We start from the raw sequence: 17,142 nt of genomic DNA, 5'->3' as shown, positions 1-17,142 counted from the left end.
CGTCCCTAGGCCCCGAGCATCCCGGTCCACAGCTCGGGGAAGTCCGGGAGGGTCTTCGCCGTCGTCGCCACGTTCTCGATCCGTACCCCCTCGACCGCCAGGCCGAGGATCGCGCCGGCGGTCGCCATGCGGTGGTCCTCGTAGGTGCGGAAGGTGCCGCCGTGCAGCGGTCGCGGGCGGATGTGCAGGCCGTCGGCGGTCTCGGTGACATCGCCGCCCAGCTCGTTGATCACCTTGGTGAGGGCCGCCAGCCGGTCCGTCTCGTGCAGCCGCAGATGCGCCACACCGCGCAGGGTGGACGGCGAGTCGGCGAGCGCGGCGACCGCCGCGATGCCCGGGGTCAGCTCGCCCACGTCGCTCAGGTCGACATCGATGCCATGGATCGCACCCGAACCGGTGAACCTGAGGCCCTGCTCCGTCAGCTCGCAGGAGCCGCCCATCTCGGTGAAGATCTCCCGCAGCCGGTCGCCGGGCTGGGTGGTCCGCGCCGGCCAGTCCGGGATCAGGATCTTGCCGCCGGTCACCAGCGCCGCCGCGAGGAACGGCTGGGCGTTGGACAGATCCGGCTCGACCGTCAGATCACGGCCCAGCAGCGCGCCCGGCGTCACCCGCCACACGTTCGGCTCGCCGCCCGACTCGGGGGTGTCCACCTGGGCGCCGACCGCGCGCAGCATCTCGACCGTCATCCGGATGTGCGGCATGGAGGGCAGCGAGGAGCCGGTGTGCCGCACCTCGACCCCCTGGTTGAAGCGCGGACCGGACAGCAGCAGCGCCGACACGAACTGCGACGACGAGGACGCGTCGATCTCCACCCGGCCGCCGTCCAGCGCACCCCCGCCCTGCACCGTCAGCGGCAGCGCGCCGCGGCCGTCGTCGTCGATCCGGGCGCCCAGCACCCGCAGGGCGTCGATGACGCCGTTCAGGGGACGCTCGTACGACCGGGGGTCGCCGTCGAAGCGGATGGGGCCGTCGGCGAGCGCCGCGACCGGCGGCAGGAACCGCATCACCGTGCCCGCGTTGCCGACGTCGACGGTGGCCGGGCCGCGCAGTCCCGCCGGGAGCACCCGCCAGGCCTCGCCGGTGACGTCGGCGGCGCCCGCGCCGGCCGAGCTGGACGACACCGTCTCCTCGATGCCCACGCCCATCGACCGCAGCGCACCGGCCATCAGCAGGGTGTCGCGGGACCGCAGCGGGCGGCGCACCCAGCCCGGCTCGGAGGCGAGCGCGGCGAGCACCAGAGCGCGGTTGGTGACCGACTTGGACCCCGGCACGTGGACCGTCGCGTCGACGGCTCCGCTCGCGTGCGGGGCGGGCCAGAGGGCGGTGGGTGCGGCGGGGTTCGGGGCCATGCCCCCACTTTATAAGGAGGGGGATGGGCGGGCCCTCGTTCGGGTACGGCGCCGTTGTGGCTGGTCGCGCCCGGCCGGAAGCCGGTCGCCGACGGTGCCCTGCGCCCTGCGCGCCGCGCCGGCCGTCACCGGTCCAGCAGCCAGCGTCCGCCGCCGATCAGCGAGCACAGCGACACCGCGTGGAACAGGAACAGCCAGAGCGCGGCCGGGACGTTCGTCAGCCGGGACAGCTGGTCCGCGTCCGAGTCGCCGGCCCCGCCCCGGCGCCGCTTCGACTGGAGCTCGAACGCCGGGCGCACCCCGCCCAGCAGCAGGAACCACACGGCCGCGTACCCGAACGCCGCCTGCACCTGCGGCCCGGCCAGCCAGGACACCAGCAGGAAGGTGCCGCCGGTCAGCACCACCGTCAGGACGCCGTAGGCGTTGCGGATCATCACCAGCATCACCAGCAGCAGCGCCGTGGCCAGCCACAGCAGCAGGGTGAGACGTCCGGTGGCCAGCAGCGCGGCACCGCCCAGGCCGAGCAGCGGCGGCGCGGTGTAGCCCGCGGCGGCCGTGAGGATCATGCCGAGGCCGTACGGCTTGCCGCGGCTGACGGTGAGACCGCTGGTGTCGGAGTGCAGCCGGATGCCGGTGAGGGTGCGGCCGGTGAGCAGGGCGATCAGACCGTGACCGCCTTCGTGGGCGATGGTGATCGCGTTCCGGGAGAGCCGCCACGGACCCGGCGGGACGACTATGCACAGCGCGGCGACCAGGGTGGCGATCACCACCCACAGCTCGGGACCGGGCTGCGTGCCGACGAGTTCGTCCCACAGCGAGGTGGCGGTGTTGGCTTCCATGATTGCGGGGAGCTCCCTCGGTCGTGCGGAGTCTGGCAGTGTGGCACGCATGTGCGGACGGTATGCATCGAGTCGTGGGCCCGAGGATCTCGCGGAAGTCTTCGAGATAGAGAAGTGGGAGCCGGAGGAGACCCTGGCGCCGGACTACAACGTGGCGCCGACCAAGGAGGTCTACGCCGTTCTGGACCGCCCGGTGAAAGACGCCGACGATCCGCGTCCGGTTCGGCAGCTGCGCCGGCTCAAGTGGGGTCTGGTGCCGTCCTGGGCCAAGACGCCCGAGGGCGGCGCCCGGATGATCAACGCCCGCGCGGAGACCGTCCACGAGAAGCCCTCCTACCGCCGCGCCTTCGCCACCCGGCGCTGCATCCTGCCCGCCGACGGCTACTACGAGTGGGTCACCGGCACCCAGGAGCGGGAGCTGGAGGTCGAGGGCAGGCGCAAGCGGCCCCGCAAGCAGCCGTACTTCGTGCTGCCCGCCGACGGCTCGGTCTTCGCGATGGCCGGGCTGTACGAGTTCTGGCGGGACCGCACGCTGCCCGACGACCACCCGCGGGCCTGGTGGGTCACCTGCTCGGTGATCACCACCGACGCCGAGACCTCGCCGCTGGCCGTCGCCCCCGCCGAGGGCCCGGGCACCCTCGCCGACATCCACCCCCGGATGCCGCTGATGCTCACCCCGGACCGCTGGGACGCCTGGCTGGACCCCTCCCGCACCGACCCGGAGGAGCTGCGCGCCCTGCTCGCCCCGCCCCCGGCCGGCCTGATGCGCGCCTACCCGGTGTCCACGGCCGTCAGCAACGTCCGCAACAACGGGCCGGAGCTGCTCAAGGAGCTGGCGGGGCCCGAAGAGGGCACACTCTTCTGACGTGACGAACGAGATCACCGGCACCACAGAGACCGTCGAGACCGACGCGGGGACCGCCCGCATCACCTGGCACCGGGCCCCCGCGGCCCGCCTCGTCCTCGCCGTCAGCCACGGCGCGGGCGGCGGCATCGAGGCGCGGGACCTGGCCGCGCTCGCCGCCGCGCTCCCCTCGCACGGCGTGAGCGTCGCGCTGGTGGAGCAGCCGTGGCGGGTGGCCGGGAAGAAGATGGCACCCGCGCCGAAGACGCTGGACGTCGGCTGGCGCGGCATCTGGCCGGCGGTGAGCGCGCCGGGCCTGCCGGTGGTCTCGGGCGGACGCAGCGCCGGCGCCCGGGTGGCCTGCCGTACCGCCGTGGAACTCGGCGCGGCCGGGGTGCTGGCGCTCGCCTTCCCGCTGCACCCGCCGGGCAAGCCGGAGAAGTCCCGCGCCGAGGAACTGCTGGGGGCGGGCGTGCCGACCCTCGTCGTCCAGGGCGGCAACGATCCCTGGGGGCGGCCCGCGGAGTTCCCCGACGGCGACTTCGAGCTGGTGGAGGTGGCGTACGGCGATCACGGCCTCGCGGTGCCGAAGCGGGCGCCGGTGGACCAGCGGGAGGCCCTGGCGGTGGTCACGGACGCGGTCGCGCGGTGGACGGGGTCTCTCGGGTAAAGCTTCGGGAATGGCGCGGGCACGGTTCGGAAATGCCGCGGGCACGGTTCGGGAATGCGCGGCGCACCGAGGCTGTTGAGGCGGACAGAAGTGCTGACGACCAGCACCGACGTCGTAGGAAAGGAAGTCCGCCGCATGGGTTCGACCTTCTGCCCGAGCCGCAGCAGCCGCACTGACCTCGACTGGACGGTGCTGCACGCGGCCAAGACCGCCCCGCTGCGGGCGGCGGGCGGATCGGATCGACAAGCGACCCCGACCATGGGTCGTCTATCCTCCGATTCGAGTGGGACCGGTTTCGGTCCCGTCCGGAACTTTGAGGAGGTGGGTCCGGTCACCGGTACCGACGCAGGGACCGACAACGGCCAGGCGGAGCTGCCCGAGGGCCAGGGCGCCGGCGCGGACACGGGTGCGGAGACCACCGTGGAGCGCAGCGCGCGCTTCGAACGGGACGCGCTCGAATTCCTCGACCAGATGTACTCGGCCGCGCTGCGCATGACGCGCAATCCGGCCGACGCGGAGGACCTGGTGCAGGAGACGTACGCCAAGGCGTACGCGTCCTTCCACCAGTTCCGGGAGGGCACCAACCTCAAGGCCTGGCTGTACCGGATCCTGACCAACACGTTCATCAACTCGTACCGCAAGAAGCAGCGCGAACCGCAGCGCAGCGCGGCCGAGGAGATCGAGGACTGGCAGCTCGCCCGCGCCGAGTCGCACATGTCGACGGGCCTGCGCTCCGCGGAGTCGCAGGCGCTGGACCACCTGCCCGACTCGGACGTCAAGGAAGCCCTCCAGGCCATCCCCGAGGAATTCCGCATCGCCGTGTATCTCGCCGACGTAGAGGGCTTTGCGTACAAGGAGATCGCGGACATCATGGGGACACCCATCGGTACGGTGATGTCCCGGCTGCACCGGGGCCGCCGTCAGCTGCGCGGCATGCTCGAGGACTACGCCCGCGAGCGGGGTCTGGTCCCGGCCGGCGCCGGAGAGTCGAACGAAGCGAAAGGCTCGGGCTCATGAGCTGCGGAGAGCCGCACGAGACGGACTGCAGTGAGGTCCTGGACCACCTGTACGAGTTCCTCGACAGCGAGATGCCGCCCGTCGACCGGGACAAGTTCCAGCACCACTTCGAGGAATGCTCTCCCTGCCTGGAGAAGTACGGGCTGGAGCAGGCCGTGAAGAAGCTGGTCAAGCGGTGCTGCGGACACGACGAGGTGCCGACCGACCTGCGCGCCAAGGTCATGGGGCGGATCGACCTGATCCGCTCCGGGCAGACCGTGCCCGAGCACGACGTGACGGCGGCCCCGCAGGAGTCCTGAGCGGCCCGCGTCACCCGAATGTGCTAATCGGCGGACCATCGGTCCGCACCCTCCCCCTCGCCGACCTAGGCTCCGAGCCTGGACAGGCACGGACGGGGGCTGGGGAGGGGCGTCGTCATGGAGGCGGTTCCGGCACGAGCGCGGATCTACGTCGCCGGAGTCGCCGTCGGCGCGCTGAGCTGCCTGACACCCCTGCCCACCGGACCCGTCCCGTGGTGGGAGACGGCCCTGCTGGCCCTTCTGTGCGCCGCGGGCGAGCGGATCGCCGGCCGGAGGTTCCCCGGCATCTGCTACCCCCTGCTGCTCGCCGGCGCCTTCCTGCTGCCGCCGTCCGCCGCCGCGCTCGCCGCGCTGCCGGGCGCGCTGTCGGCCCGGGCCGAGCGCCGGCCGGTGGCGCTGCGCCGGATCTGGCGGGCCGCCGAGCTGATGCTCGCCGTCTGGGCCGCCGCCCTGGTCTTCCAGGCGCTGGGCGGCCGGGACGCGGTCACCGCCGCCGACTTCCCGTACGCGCTGCTGCCCGCCGGCTGTGCGGTGCCGGTGTTCTGCGTGGTGCTCGCCCTCCTCGACGGAGGCGTCCGCACGCTCGCCGAGCAGGTGCCGCCCCGCCGGGCCTGGCGGGGACTGTTCGCGCCCTCCCTCGCCCCGCTCGCCGTGCACGGCCTGGCCGGGCTGATGACGGCCCTGCTGTGGCGCAGCCCCTACGGGCCGGTCGCCGCGCTGCTCGTGCTGCTGCCGATGTGCGTGTCCTGGTGGGCCTTCGCCCAGTACCACCGGGAGCACGCCGCCCACCAGGCCACCATCAGGGCCCTGGTGCAGGCCGTCGACATCAAGGACGGCTACACACGCGGCCACAGCGAACGGGTCGGACAGGCCTCGATGATGATCGCCCGCGAGCTGGGCATGGACGACGGGCGCGTCGAGGTGCTGCGCTTCGCCGGCATCCTGCACGACGTCGGCAAGCTCGGTGTGCCCACCCGGCTGCTGCGCAAGGACGGGCCGCTGACGCCCGAGGAACGGCGGATCATCGAGCTGCACCCCGAGTACGGGCACGAGATGGTGCGGGGCATCTCCTTCCTGGGCGAGGCGCGGGCCGCCGTCCTCCACCACCACGAGCGGCTGGACGGCACCGGCTACCCCTACGGGCTGGCCGGCGGCCAGATCCCGGAGTCCGCGCGGGTGGTCGCCGTCGCCGACGCCTTCGACGCGATGACGTCCACCCGGTCCTACTCCCGCGCCCGGCCGGTGCCCACCGCGCTCGCGGAACTGGAGCGGTGCGCCGGCACCCACTTCGACCCGCGGATGGTCCGGGCCCTGGCGCGGGCCCTGGGACGCCACGGCTGGCATCCGGCCGTCACCGCCGACGAGGTCCCAGCGCCCCGCCCGCCCGCGCCCCTGCCCGGCCGGCGCGGAGCCGACCGATGACCCCCGCCCTGCCCCGCGCCCTCATCCACACCGGCGCCGCCCTGCTCGCCGCCGCCTCCCTCACCGTCACCCTGCGCGCCGGACCGGAGGAACGCGGCATCGCCCTCGCCTTCGGCGCGCTGATCGCGCTCGGCGAGCTGACCCGCTGGACCGGGGCCGCCCCGGTCCGGGAGGCGGCACCGCTCGGGGCCGCCGGAGCACTGTCGTACGCCCTGCTCGGAGCGGCCGCCGGACAGCCCACCCGGCACGGCGTCACCCAGGTCGTCACCGTCGTGCTCGCCGCCTCGCTGGTCGGCTGCGTCCCGCACATCGCCCGCGGCCGAGGACCCACCTACGACCATCTGGCGCGCCGGGTGCTCACCGCCGGGTTCGCCGCCGCCTGCTTCCAGCCGCTGTACAACCGGGGCGTCTTCGACGGCTGGATCGGCCCCGCCTACGCGCTGCTGCTGATCGCGCTGCTCGCGCTGACCGCGCTCTGCGACGCTGTGCTCGCCGCCGCGCTGGCCGGGGCCCGCACCGGCTGGCCGTTCGGCCCGCTGCTGCGCGACGAACTGCGGGCACTGCCCGGCGTCGGCTCCGCGGTCTGCGCGACCGGGGCCGTGATGGCGCTCGCGGTCGCGGTCGCCGGGCTGTGGGCGCTGCCCGTGTTCTGTGTGCCGCTGCTGCTGACCCAGGTCTCCGTCCGCCGGTACGCCGCCGTGCGCGCCACCTACCGGCAGACCATCGCCTCCCTCGCCCGCGCCACCGAGATCGCCGGCTGCACCCCGGCCGGGCACGCCCGCCGGGTCGCCGCGCTCAGCCGGGCCGTCGGCCGCGACCTGGGCCTGTCGGGACCCGCGCTGACGGTGCTGGAGTACGCGGCCCTCATGCACGACATCGGCCAGCTCAGCCTGGTCGACCCGGTGCCGGCCGGGGCCACCGCCGCGCTGCCCGCCGCCGAGCAGCGCCGGATCGCGCTGCTGGGCGGCGCGGTCGTCCGGCAGACCGGGGTGGACCCGCGGGTCGCCGAGGTCGTGGAGCGCCAGGCCGACCCGTGCGCGGAGCAGCCGCTCGCCGCCCGGATCGTGCGGGTGGTGAACGCGTACGAGGAGAAGGTGCGGGACGCCGGGCCCGGCGGGCCCCTGACGGCACTGGAGGAACTGCGCCTGTCGACGGCCGGAGAATACGCCCCGGAGGTTGTGGAAGCGCTGGCCCGGGTACTGTCCCGGGGCTGTCTGACCTTGCCCGCGGGTGGGTAACCCATGGGTAATGAGCGCCCCTCCAGGCGCACGTGGTTGGATGCGAAGGAGAGGGAGTCCGAGAGGCTGTCCGGGGGCACAGCCGGCCCACTCCACGGAACTGGCAGGCGGGAATCGTGAGGATCTTCGGCAAGGGACGGCACCGGCCCTCCGCCTCCTGGCGGCAGGCCACCGACCGTGCGTTCACGCTGATCGGCGACGGCCGGTACGAGGACGCGGGCGCGCTGCTGACGCGCGCCGCCGATCTGGAGCCGTGGCTGTCCGAGTCCTGGTTCAACCTCGCCCTGCTGCACAAGTTCCGGCACGACTGGGAGCAGGCCAGAGCGGCGGGCCTGCGGGCCGTCGCGCTGCTGGACCGGGAGGCCGGCGCGCCCGACTGGTGGAACGTCGGCATCGCCGCGACCGCGCTCCAGGACTGGCCGCTTGCCCGCCGCGCCTGGCAGGCGTACGGGCTGCACGTGCCCGGGGGCTCCGCCCGGCCGAAGGGCGGGGCCGGCGCCACCGCCACCGGCGAGCCGGTCGGCATGGACCTGGGCAGCGCGGCCGTGCGGCTGTCGCCGGAGGGCGAGGCCGAGGTGGTGTGGGGGCGGCGGCTGGATCCGGCGCGGATCGAGGTGCTGTCCATTCCGCTGCCGTCGTCCGGGCGGCGCTGGGGCGAGGTGGTGCTGCACGACGGCGTGCCGCACGGCGAGCGGAGCACGGCCGCGGGGCACACCTATCCGGTGTTCGACGAGATCGAGCTGTGGGCGCCGTCGCCGGTGCCGACCTGGGTGGTGCTGCTGGAGGCCGCCACCGAGGCGGACCGGGACGCGCTGGAACAGCTGGCCGCGGAGGCCGGGTTCGCCGCGGAGGACTGGTCGTCGTCGGTGCGGCTGCTGTGCCGGATGTGCTCGGAGTCGCGGATGCCGTCGGACGAGGGCGACGGCGAGCACCTCGACCCCCACGACCACAGCGAGCCGGGGCACCCGGGGCCGCTGGGGCACCGCACCGACGGGCAGTTGTGGGTGCCGGAGCGGGAGTGCGGGGTGGCGGCGCCGGCTTCCCTGGTGCGGGGGCTGCTGGACGGATGGGTCGCGGACAGTCCCGACTCCCGTGACTGGCGGGATCTCGAGGAAGTCTGTTAGCCGCGGTCGTGCGGGGGCCGGGCACGCGGTTCTCCGCGCCCCCGAGGGGCGCGCTGCCCGTACCCTGTATCAGCAACATCCCCCGGTTCTTCCAGGAAGGCATACGTCGGTCATGGCGCAGCAGGACACCGATCAGCAGCACGTGGGCGTGCTCCCCGTGGACGACGAGGGCTTCGTCATCGACACGGAGAACTGCGAGGAGCGCGAGCAGGCGTACCGTGAGCGCGGCGCCTCGCGGCCGATCACCGTCGTCGGGAACCCGGTGCTCCACAAGGAGTGCCAGGACGTCACCGAGTTCGACGACGAGCTGCGCAAGCTGGTCGACGACATGTTCGCCTCGCAGCGCACCGCCGAGGGCGTGGGCCTCGCCGCCAACCAGATCGGTGTCGACCGCAAGGTCTTCGTCTACGACTGCCCGGACGACGAGGGCGTGCGCCACGTCGGTGTGGTCTGCAACCCGAAGCTGGTCGAGCTGCCCGCCGAGCGGCGCCGTCTCGACGACAGCAACGAGGGCTGCCTGTCGGTGCCGACCGCCTACATGCCGCTCGCCCGGCCCGACTACGCCGAGGTGACGGGCCAGGACGAGAAGGGTAACCCGATCAAGGTCCGCGGCACCGGCTACTTCGCACGGTGTTTGCAGCACGAGACGGACCACCTGTACGGCTACCTGTACATCGACCGGCTCTCCAAGCGCGACCGCAAGGACGCGCTGCGGCAGATGGCCGAGAACGAGCCCCGCTACCCCGTCGTCGCCAACGACTGAGGCCCGCGCGCCTCTTCCTCGTCCCTCTCGCACGATCCGCACGTTCCGCACGGCGCCTGGTCAGGTTTCGCTTTCCGACCAGGCGCCGTTCGTCTGTGCGTCGTACGTTCGCACGCGACCGCCCCGCCTAGTGATCCAGAACCGGTCACACAAGAGGGGGGTCTCGGCACTATGGGGTAGTGAATGGAGCAAATCCGTTCCCAGATCGGTCAGTTGTAGGGCTGAATGGTGAGGGCGGGGATACGCAACGGCGCACGCCCCGGCACAGCGGAGGGGTGTGCCAACCGGCGGCTGAGAGGGGTTTGTTCGTGCCTGCTTTCCCACACAGCACCACCGCGACCGCGGTCGCCGTTCCACCGTCGCTCGCACTTGAGGTGATCGAGGCGGCGTTTCCCAGGCGATTGCACACGTATTGGCCCAGGCTCCAGGAGAAGACCCGTACCTGGCTGCTGGAAAAGCGGCTCATGCCGGCGGACAAGGTGGAGGAATATGCCGACGGCCTGTGCTACACCGACCTGATGGCCGGTTACTACCTGGGCGCTCCCGACGAGGTGCTCCAGGCGATCGGGGACTACAGCGCGTGGTTCTTCGTCTGGGACGACCGCCACGACCGCGACATCGTGCACCGGCGCCCGCTGTCCTGGGGCCGGCTGCGGACCCGGCTGCACACGGCACTGGACTCCCCCCGAGACCATCTGCACCACGAGGAACCCCTGGTGGCGGCGTTCGCCGACAGTGTGCTGCGGCTGAACTCGTTCCTGCCGCCCACCTGGAACGCCCGGTTCGCACGCCACTTCCACGCGGTGATCGAGGCGTACGACCGGGAATTCCACAACCGGATCGAGGGAAACGTGCCCACCGTCCAGGAATACCTGGAGCTGCGCCGCCTCACCTTCGCGCACCAGATATGGACCGATCTGCTGGAGCCGAGCGCCGGATGTGAACTCCCGAACGCCGTGCGGAAACATCCCGCATACCGGCGGGCCGCGTTGCTGAGCCAGGAATTCGCCGCCTGGTACAACGACCTCTGCTCACTGCCCAAGGAAATCGCGGGCGATGAGGTCCACAATCTCGGAATCAGTCTCATCACCCATGAGGGACTGACTCTCGAAGAAGCCATCGCCGAAGTCCGGCGCAGAGTCGAGAAGTGCATATCCGATTTCCTCGTCGCCGAACGGGACGCCCTGCGTTTCGCCGACGGCCTGGACGACGGCACGGTCCGGGGAAAGGAAACGAGCGCCGCCGTGCGCGCCTGTGTCGCGAATATGCGGAACTGGTTCAGCTCCGTCTACTGGTTCCACCACGAGTCCGGCCGGTACATGGTCGACAGCTGGGACGACCGGTCCACGCCCCCGTACGTCAACAACGAAGCGGCAGGTGAGAAATGACCGTCGAGTCCGTGCAGCCCGGGGCTCCCGCCCAGGCGTCACAACTCCGTGAACCACCCCTCGCCGGAGGGGCCGTACCGCTCCTCGGGCACGGGCTGCGCCTGGTGCGCGACCCGCTCGCCTTCATGTCCCGGCTGCGTGAGCACGGCGACGTCGTCCGGCTGCGGCTCGGCCCCAAGACGGTGTACGCGGTGACCACGCCGGAGCTCACCGGAGCCCTGGCGCTCAGCCCCGACTTCAAGATCGACGGCCCGCTCTGGGAGTCCCTGGAGGGCCTGCTCGGCAAGGAGGGCGTGGCCACCGCCAACGGCCCCCGCCACCGCCGCCAGCGGCGCACCATCCAGCCCGCCTTCCGGCTGGACGCCATCCCCGCGTACGGGCCGATCATGGAGGAGGAGGCGCACGGGCTGACCACCCGCTGGAAGCCCGGCGAGACCATCGACTGCACCGCGGAGTCCTTCCGGGTGGCGGTGCGGATCGCGGCCCGCTGCCTGCTGCGCGGCGAGTACATGGACGAGCGGGCCGAGCGGCTGTGCAACGCGCTCGCGGTCGTCTTCCAGGGCATGTACCGGCGGATGGTGGTCCCGCTCGGGCCGCTGTACCGGCTGCCGCTGCCGGCCAACCGCGAATTCAACCGCGCCTTGGCCGATTTGCATCTCCTGGTGGACGAGATCATCGCCGAGCGCCGGGCCTCCGGTCAAAAGCCGGACGATTTGCTGACGGCATTGCTGGAGGCGAAGGACGAGAATGGCGACCCCATCGGGGAACAGGAGATCCACGACCAGGTGGTCGCGATCCTCACGCCCGGAAGTGAAACCGTGGCGTCGACGATCATGTGGCTGCTCCAGGTGCTCGCGGAACACCCGGAACACGCGGACAAGGTCCGGGAGGAAGTTGAATCCGTGACGGACGGCCGCCCGGTGGCATTCGAGGACGTCCGCAAGCTGCGGCACACCAACAATGTCGTCGTCGAGGCGATGCGTTTGCGCCCGGCCGTCTGGATATTGACCCGGCGCGCGGTCACCGACACCGTGCTGGGCGACTATCGCATTCCGGCCGGAGCCGACATCGTGTACAGCCCGTATGCGATCCAGCGCGATCCGCACTCGTACGCGGAGCATCTCGACTTCGACCCCGACCGGTGGCTTCCGGAGCGCGCCAAGGATGTGCCGAAATATGCCATGAGCCCCTTCAGCGTGGGTAATCGGAAGTGCCCGAGCGACCACTTCTCGATGGCCCAGCTGACGCTGATCACGGCCGCGGTGGCGACCGCGTACCGGTTCGAGCAGGTGCCCGGCTCCGACGACGCCACCCGCGTGGGCATCACGCTCCGTCCGCAGCGGCTGCTGCTGAAGCCGGTGCCGAGGTGAGGCTCAGGCCGCGTCCGGTCCCCTGAAGGTGCGCCGGTAGGCGTTCGGTGTCGTCCCCAGGGCCCGGACGAACTGGTGGCGCAGCGCGGCCGCGGTGCCGAACCCCGTTCGGCCGGCGATCGCGTCCACCGTCTCGTCCGTCGCCTCCAGCAGCCGCTGGGCCAGCAGCACCCGCTGGCGCAGGATCCAGCGGTAGGGAGTCGTCCCCGTCTCCTGCTGGAAGCGGCGGGCGAAGGTGCGCGGGGACATCAGGGCGCGGGCCGCCAGCTGCTCGACCGTGACCTCCCGGTCCAGGTGGCGCTCCATCCACACCAGTACCTCGGCGACCGTGTCGCACGGGGAGCTGGGCAGCGGGCGCTCGATGAACTGGGCCTGGCCGCCGTCGCGGTGCGGCGGCACCACCATCCGCCGGGCGATCCGGTTGGCGACCTCGGGGCCCTGTTCCTTGCGCACGAGGTGCAGACAGGCGTCGATGCCGGCCGCCGTGCCCGCCGAGGTGATCACCGGGTCGGCGTCCACGTACAGCACGTCCGGCTCGACGACCGCCCGCGGATACTGCCGGGCCAGCTCGTCCGCGTGCCGCCAGTGCACGGCGCAGCGCCGCCCGTCCAGCAGCCCGGCGGCGCCCAGCACGAAGACCCCGGAGCAGACGCTGAGCACCCACGCACCGCGCGCCACGGCCCGCCGCAGGGCGTCCAGCAGCTCCGGCGGGAAGGCCCGCGAGTCGTACGACGACCCGGCCGGGACCGCGATCAGGTCGGCCGCCTCCAGCCGCTCCAGACCGTGCTCGAACCGCATCGAGAACCCGGCGTTCGAGCGCAGCACCGGGCCCTCGGCGGAGACCGCCGCGAAGTCGTAGACCGGCAGCCCGTCGTCGCTGCGGTCGACGCCGAACACCTCGCACACCACGCCGAGTTCGAAGGGGTTCACACCGTCGACGAGGACGGCGGCCACGTTCTGGAGCATGCCGTCAGTGTGCCTCAGGGACGGCGATGAGTGGCAGTAATTCGAGGCTCTACGGCAGTCCTGCCACTGTCAGGAGTGTCCTGCCGCGACGACACTTACCGGCATGGACACTTTCCTCTCCTACCTGCCGGTCCTCGTGATCTTCGCTCTCCTCGCCGGTCCGGCGCTCGTGGGACTGATCCACGAGCGCCGGATCGACCGTCAGCTGCGGCAGGCCGCGCCGGCTCAGAAGTCCTCGTCGAGGTCGACCGTGCCCTCCACCGCGACCTGGTACGCGGACGGACGCCGCTCGAAGAAGTTGGTCAGCTCCTGAACACCCTGCAACTCCATGAAGGAGAACGGGTTCTCCGAGCCGTACACCGGGGCGAAGCCGAGACGCGTCAGACGCTGGTCGGCCACGCACTCCAGGTACTGCCGCATCGAGTCGGTGTTCATGCCGGGCAGGCCGTCCCCGCACAGGTCCCGCGCGAACTGCAGCTCGGCCTCGACGGCCTCCCGGAGCATGTCCGTCACCTGCTGCCCGAGCTGGTCGTCGAACAGGTCCGGCTCCTCCTTGCGGACGGTGTCGACCACGTCGAACGCGAAGCTCATGTGCATCGTCTCGTCGCGGAACACCCAGTTGGTGCCGGTGGCCAGACCGTGCAGCAGGCCCCGGCTGCGGAACCAGTAGACGTAGGCGAACGCGCCGTAGAAGAACAGGCCCTCGATGCACGCGGCGAAGCAGATCAGATTGAGCAGGAAGCGGCGGCGGTCGGCCTTGGACTCCAGCCGGTCCAGCTTCTCGACCTCGTCGATCCACTTGAAGCAGAACTCGGCCTTCTCCCGGATGGAGGGGATGTTCTCCACCGCGTCGAAGGCCGCGGCCCTGTCCTTCGGGTCGGGCAGATAGGTGTCGAGCAGCGTCAGATAGAACTGGACGTGCACGGCCTCCTCGAACAGCTGACGGCTCAGGTAGAGCCGCGCCTCGGGGGAGTTGATGTGCTTGTACAGCGTCAGCACCAGGTTGTTCGCGACGATCGAGTCGCCCGTCGCGAAGAAGGCCACCAGACGGCCGATGAGGTGCTGCTCGGCCGGCGTGAGCCGGGCCAGGTCGGCGACGTCCGAGTGGAGGTCGACCTCCTCCACCGTCCAGGTGTTCTTGATGGCGTCCCGGTAGCGCTCGTAGAAGTCCGGGTAGCGCATCGGGCGCAGCGTCAGCTCGAAGCCGGGGTCGAGCAGGTTCTTCTCGGTGGAGCTCATCACTGACAGGCCTCGCAGGACTCGGGGTTCTCAAGGGAGCAGGCGACCGCTTCCGGGTCGGCCACCTGCTGGACGGGGACGGCCGCCCGCGCCGCGCGGGCGATCCGGGTCGCCGGGCGCGACCGCAGGTAGTACGTCGTCTTCAGGCCCGACTTCCAGGCGTACGCGTACATCGAGGAGAGCTTGCCGATGGTCGGCGTCTCCATGAACAGGTTCAGCGACTGCGCCTGGTCCAGGAACGGGGTGCGCGCCGCGGCCATGTCGATCAGACCGCGCTGCGGGATCTCCCACGCCGTGCGGTACAGCCGCCGTACGTCCTGCGGGATCCACGCGAAGTCCTGCACCGAGCCGTTCGACTCGCGCAGCGCCTCCCGGGTGCGGGCGTCCCACACGCCGAGCTCCTTCAGCTCCCGCACCAGGTAGGAGTTGACCTGGAGGAACTCACCGGACAGCGTCTCGCGCTTGAACAGGTTGGACACCTGCGGCTCGATGCACTCGTAGGCGCCCGCGATCGAGGCGATGGTCGCGGTGGGCGCGATCGCCAGCAGCAGCGAGTTGCGCATGCCGACCTCGGCGATCCGCGCCCGCAGCGCCGCCCAGCGCTTAGGCCAGGTCAGCTCCACGTCGTAGTGGTCGGGGTGCAGGACCCCGCGTGCCGTACGGGTCTTCTCCCAGGCCGGCAGCGGACCGTTGCGCTCGGCCAGGTCGGCGGACGCCTCGTACGCGGCGAGCATGATCCGCTCGGCGATCCGCGTCGACAGGGCCTTCGCCTCCGGCGAGTCGAACGGCAGCCGCAGCTTGAAGAAGACGTCCTGGAGGCCCATCGCGCCGAGCCCGACCGGACGCCACCTGGCGTTGGAGCGGCCCGCCTGCTCGGTCGGGTAGAAGTTGATGTCGACCACGCGGTCGAGGAAGGTGACGGCCGTGCGGACGGCCTCGTCCAGCCGCTCCCAGTCGAGCTCGCCGCCGGCCACGAACGCGCCGAGGTTGACGGAGCCCAGGTTGCAGACCGCCGTCTCCCCGTCGTCGGTGACCTCCAGGATCTCCGTGCAGAGGTTCGAGGAGTGGACGACGTGGCCCGGCTCGGCCGTCTGGTTCGCGGTGCGGTTGGCGGCGTCCTTGAACGTCATCCAGCCGTTGCCGGTCTGCGCCAGGGTGCGCATCATCCGCCCGTACAGATCACGGGCCGGAATGGTCTTCCTCGCCAGCCCCTTCGCCTCGGCCGCCCGGTACGCCGCGTCGAACTCCTCGCCCCACAGGTCGACCAGCTCCGGCACGTCCGACGGCGAGAACAGCGACCACTGCCCGTCCGCGTCGACCCGGCGCATGAACTCGTCCGGCACCCAGTGCGCCAGGTTCAGATTGTGCGTACGGCGGGCGTCCTCACCGGTGTTGTCCCGCAGCTCCAGGAACTCCTCGATGTCGGAGTGCCAGGTCTCCAGGTAGACCGCGGCGGCACCCTTGCGCCGGCCGCCCTGGTTCACCGCGGCCACCGAGGCGTCGAGGGTCTTCAGGAACGGCACGATGCCGTTGGAGTGGCCGTTGGTGCCGCGGATCAGCGAACCCCGCGAGCGGATCCGGCTGTACGACAGGCCGATGCCGCCGGCGTGCTTCGACAGGCGCGCGACCTGGTGGTAGCGGTCGTAGAGGGAGTCCAGCTCGTCCTTGGGGGAGTCCAGGAGGTAGCAGGACGACATCTGGGGGTGCCGGGTGCCGGAGTTGAACAGCGTGGGGGAGGACGGGAGGTAGTCGAGGCGGCTCATGAGCCCGTAGAGCGCCGCGACCTCCTCCAGCGCGTGCGCGGTGTCGTCCTCGGCGAGGCCGGCGGCGACCCGCAGCAGGAAGTACTGGGGCGTCTCCACCACCTTGCGGGTGATCGGGTGCCGCAGCAGATAGCGGCTGTGCAGGGTGCGCAGCCCGAAGTAGCCGAAGCGGTCGTCGGCGGCACGGTCGACGAGCGCGTCCAGGCGCTCGCCGTGCAGCCGCACGAACGCGGCGGTCCGGTCGGCGATCAGGCCCTCGCGGTGGCCGACGGCGACCGACTCGGTGAAGGACGTGACACCCTGCGAGGCGGCCTCGGCGGTGATGCCGATCGCCAGCAGGCGGGCGGCCAGCCGGCTGTAGGCGGGGTCCTCGGAGATGAGCCCCGCGGCCGCCTCCGTCGCCAGCTCGCGCAGCTCCGCGTCGTCCGCGTGCGCGGACCGGCCGCGCAGCGCGGCGGCGGCGACCCGGCCCGGGTCGGCGTCGGGAAGGTCGGCGGTCAGCTCGGTCAGGGTCCGCAGCAGTGCGGCACCGGGACCGTCGTCGTTCGACGGGGGCGCTGCTGAGGCCGGATCTGCGGGCGCGATGGTCACGTGGGGGCTCTCCCTCGCTCGGCACGGGGCCTTCAGTGCAGGGGGCAGCTCACGAGCGCACACGGCGTCGCGTCCACCGGCCCATTCCACGAGGCCCGGACGTCAGGCACCCGGACCGGACGGCCGGGCGCACTGTCGGCAGGTCCTCGGACTGACCCCCATACCCGCACATACGGGCATGGGTACACCGTTGCGGGACAGTTCCGGATTCACACCGGATTCCCCTGCGGCGACAGCGAGCATGAGCATACATGTTGTGC

15 protein-coding genes and 1 riboswitch are annotated in these 17,142 nt (G+C 71.8%); of the genes, 10 read left to right on the top strand and 5 right to left on the bottom strand.

Going from position 1 to position 17,142, the window contains the following annotated elements; all coding sequences use genetic code 11:
- Positions 1–5: 5 nt before the first annotated feature.
- Both aroA and ABT232_RS06595 read right to left on the bottom strand, forming a co-directional pair.
- Positions 6–1,349 (bottom strand): 3-phosphoshikimate 1-carboxyvinyltransferase, encoded by a 1,344-nt coding sequence (aroA, locus tag ABT232_RS06600; RefSeq protein ID WP_351836778.1) that lies wholly within the window; start codon positions 1,347–1,349, stop codon positions 6–8.
- 125 nt (positions 1,350–1,474) lie between these two features.
- Positions 1,475–2,188 (bottom strand): M50 family metallopeptidase, encoded by a 714-nt coding sequence (locus tag ABT232_RS06595; protein WP_351836775.1) that lies wholly within the window; start codon positions 2,186–2,188, stop codon positions 1,475–1,477.
- A gap of 49 nt (positions 2,189–2,237) precedes the next feature.
- Here ABT232_RS06595 and ABT232_RS06590 point away from each other — a divergent pair, with 49 nt between their 5' ends.
- From ABT232_RS06590 to ABT232_RS06545, 10 genes are all read left to right on the top strand, one after another.
- The gene (locus ABT232_RS06590; RefSeq protein WP_351836772.1) at positions 2,238–3,053 is read left to right on the top strand and encodes an SOS response-associated peptidase; all 816 of its coding nucleotides are present in this window, start codon (positions 2,238–2,240) and stop codon (positions 3,051–3,053) included.
- A 1-nt stretch (position 3,054) separates the two neighbouring features.
- A complete protein-coding gene (locus ABT232_RS06585; RefSeq protein ID WP_351836769.1) occupies positions 3,055–3,702 on the top strand; it encodes an alpha/beta hydrolase family protein in 648 nt (215 codons plus the stop codon).
- A gap of 321 nt (positions 3,703–4,023) precedes the next feature.
- Positions 4,024–4,719 (top strand): RNA polymerase sigma factor SigR, encoded by a 696-nt coding sequence (gene sigR / locus ABT232_RS06580; protein ID WP_351836766.1) that lies wholly within the window; start codon positions 4,024–4,026, stop codon positions 4,717–4,719.
- Positions 4,716–5,018, top strand: coding sequence for a mycothiol system anti-sigma-R factor (rsrA, locus tag ABT232_RS06575; RefSeq protein ID WP_351836764.1), 303 nt, complete (start codon positions 4,716–4,718; stop codon positions 5,016–5,018). Before sigR ends, rsrA begins: the two co-directional genes overlap by 4 nt.
- 117 nt (positions 5,019–5,135) lie before the next feature.
- A complete protein-coding gene (locus ABT232_RS06570; RefSeq protein ID WP_351836761.1) occupies positions 5,136–6,440 on the top strand; it encodes an HD domain-containing phosphohydrolase in 1,305 nt (434 codons plus the stop codon).
- Positions 6,437–7,678, top strand: a complete 1,242-nt coding sequence (locus ABT232_RS06565; protein WP_351836758.1) for an HD-GYP domain-containing protein — start codon at positions 6,437–6,439, stop codon at positions 7,676–7,678. The genes ABT232_RS06570 and ABT232_RS06565 overlap by 4 nt, the downstream gene beginning before the upstream one ends.
- Before the next feature lie 116 nt (positions 7,679–7,794).
- Positions 7,795–8,802 (top strand): tetratricopeptide repeat protein, encoded by a 1,008-nt coding sequence (locus ABT232_RS06560; RefSeq protein ID WP_351836755.1) that lies wholly within the window; start codon positions 7,795–7,797, stop codon positions 8,800–8,802.
- A 112-nt stretch (positions 8,803–8,914) separates the two neighbouring features.
- Positions 8,915–9,565 (top strand): peptide deformylase, encoded by a 651-nt coding sequence (gene def, locus ABT232_RS06555; RefSeq protein ID WP_351836752.1) that lies wholly within the window; start codon positions 8,915–8,917, stop codon positions 9,563–9,565.
- A 308-nt stretch (positions 9,566–9,873) separates the two neighbouring features.
- Entirely contained in the window at positions 9,874–10,953 is a 1,080-nt protein-coding gene (cyc1, locus tag ABT232_RS06550) for an epi-isozizaene synthase (protein ID WP_351836749.1), read from the top strand.
- Positions 10,950–12,323, top strand: coding sequence for a bifunctional albaflavenone monooxygenase/terpene synthase (locus ABT232_RS06545; protein ID WP_351836746.1), 1,374 nt, complete (start codon positions 10,950–10,952; stop codon positions 12,321–12,323). The genes cyc1 and ABT232_RS06545 overlap by 4 nt, the downstream gene beginning before the upstream one ends.
- Before the next feature lie 3 nt (positions 12,324–12,326).
- Here ABT232_RS06545 and ABT232_RS06540 read toward each other — a convergent pair whose 3' ends face one another.
- The 3 genes from ABT232_RS06540 to ABT232_RS06530 form a co-directional block, all read right to left on the bottom strand.
- A complete protein-coding gene (locus ABT232_RS06540) occupies positions 12,327–13,289 on the bottom strand; it encodes a GlxA family transcriptional regulator (RefSeq protein WP_351836744.1) in 963 nt (320 codons plus the stop codon).
- A gap of 225 nt (positions 13,290–13,514) precedes the next feature.
- On the bottom strand, positions 13,515–14,528 hold the full coding sequence (locus ABT232_RS06535) for a ribonucleotide-diphosphate reductase subunit beta (RefSeq protein WP_351836741.1): 1,014 nt from the start codon (positions 14,526–14,528) through the stop codon (positions 13,515–13,517).
- Positions 14,528–16,882, bottom strand: coding sequence for a ribonucleoside-diphosphate reductase subunit alpha (locus ABT232_RS06530; protein WP_351836739.1), 2,355 nt, complete (start codon positions 16,880–16,882; stop codon positions 14,528–14,530). Before ABT232_RS06530 ends, ABT232_RS06535 begins: the two co-directional genes overlap by 1 nt.
- 120 nt (positions 16,883–17,002) lie before the next feature.
- Positions 17,003–17,131, bottom strand: a riboswitch (cobalamin riboswitch).
- Positions 17,132–17,142 lie beyond the last annotated feature (11 nt).

The sequence above is a fragment of the Streptomyces sp. NPDC001532 genome (genome assembly GCF_040298625.1).
In the GTDB taxonomy this organism is placed as follows: Bacteria; Actinomycetota; Actinomycetes; order Streptomycetales; family Streptomycetaceae; genus Streptomyces.
Note: the sequence above shows the minus strand (reverse complement) of the source record. Positions and strands in the feature narration are given on the sequence as shown.

Excerpts from the sequence above, each read along its gene's own strand:
- def (WP_351836752.1), top strand. The coding sequence starts at position 8,915 with ATGGCGCAGCAGGACACCGATCAGCAGCACGTGGGCGTGCTCCCCGTG.
- rsrA (WP_351836764.1), top strand. The coding sequence starts at position 4,716 with ATGAGCTGCGGAGAGCCGCACGAGACGGACTGCAGTGAGGTCCTGGAC.
- ABT232_RS06570 (WP_351836761.1), top strand. The coding sequence starts at position 5,136 with ATGGAGGCGGTTCCGGCACGAGCGCGGATCTACGTCGCCGGAGTCGCC.
- ABT232_RS06565 (WP_351836758.1), top strand. The coding sequence starts at position 6,437 with ATGACCCCCGCCCTGCCCCGCGCCCTCATCCACACCGGCGCCGCCCTG.
- ABT232_RS06535 (WP_351836741.1), bottom strand. The coding sequence starts at position 14,528 with ATGAGCTCCACCGAGAAGAACCTGCTCGACCCCGGCTTCGAGCTGACG.
- aroA (WP_351836778.1), bottom strand. The coding sequence starts at position 1,349 with ATGGCCCCGAACCCCGCCGCACCCACCGCCCTCTGGCCCGCCCCGCAC.
- ABT232_RS06545 (WP_351836746.1), top strand. The coding sequence starts at position 10,950 with ATGACCGTCGAGTCCGTGCAGCCCGGGGCTCCCGCCCAGGCGTCACAA.
- ABT232_RS06540 (WP_351836744.1), bottom strand. The coding sequence starts at position 13,289 with ATGCTCCAGAACGTGGCCGCCGTCCTCGTCGACGGTGTGAACCCCTTC.
- ABT232_RS06590 (WP_351836772.1), top strand. The coding sequence starts at position 2,238 with ATGTGCGGACGGTATGCATCGAGTCGTGGGCCCGAGGATCTCGCGGAA.
- ABT232_RS06595 (WP_351836775.1), bottom strand. The coding sequence starts at position 2,188 with ATGGAAGCCAACACCGCCACCTCGCTGTGGGACGAACTCGTCGGCACG.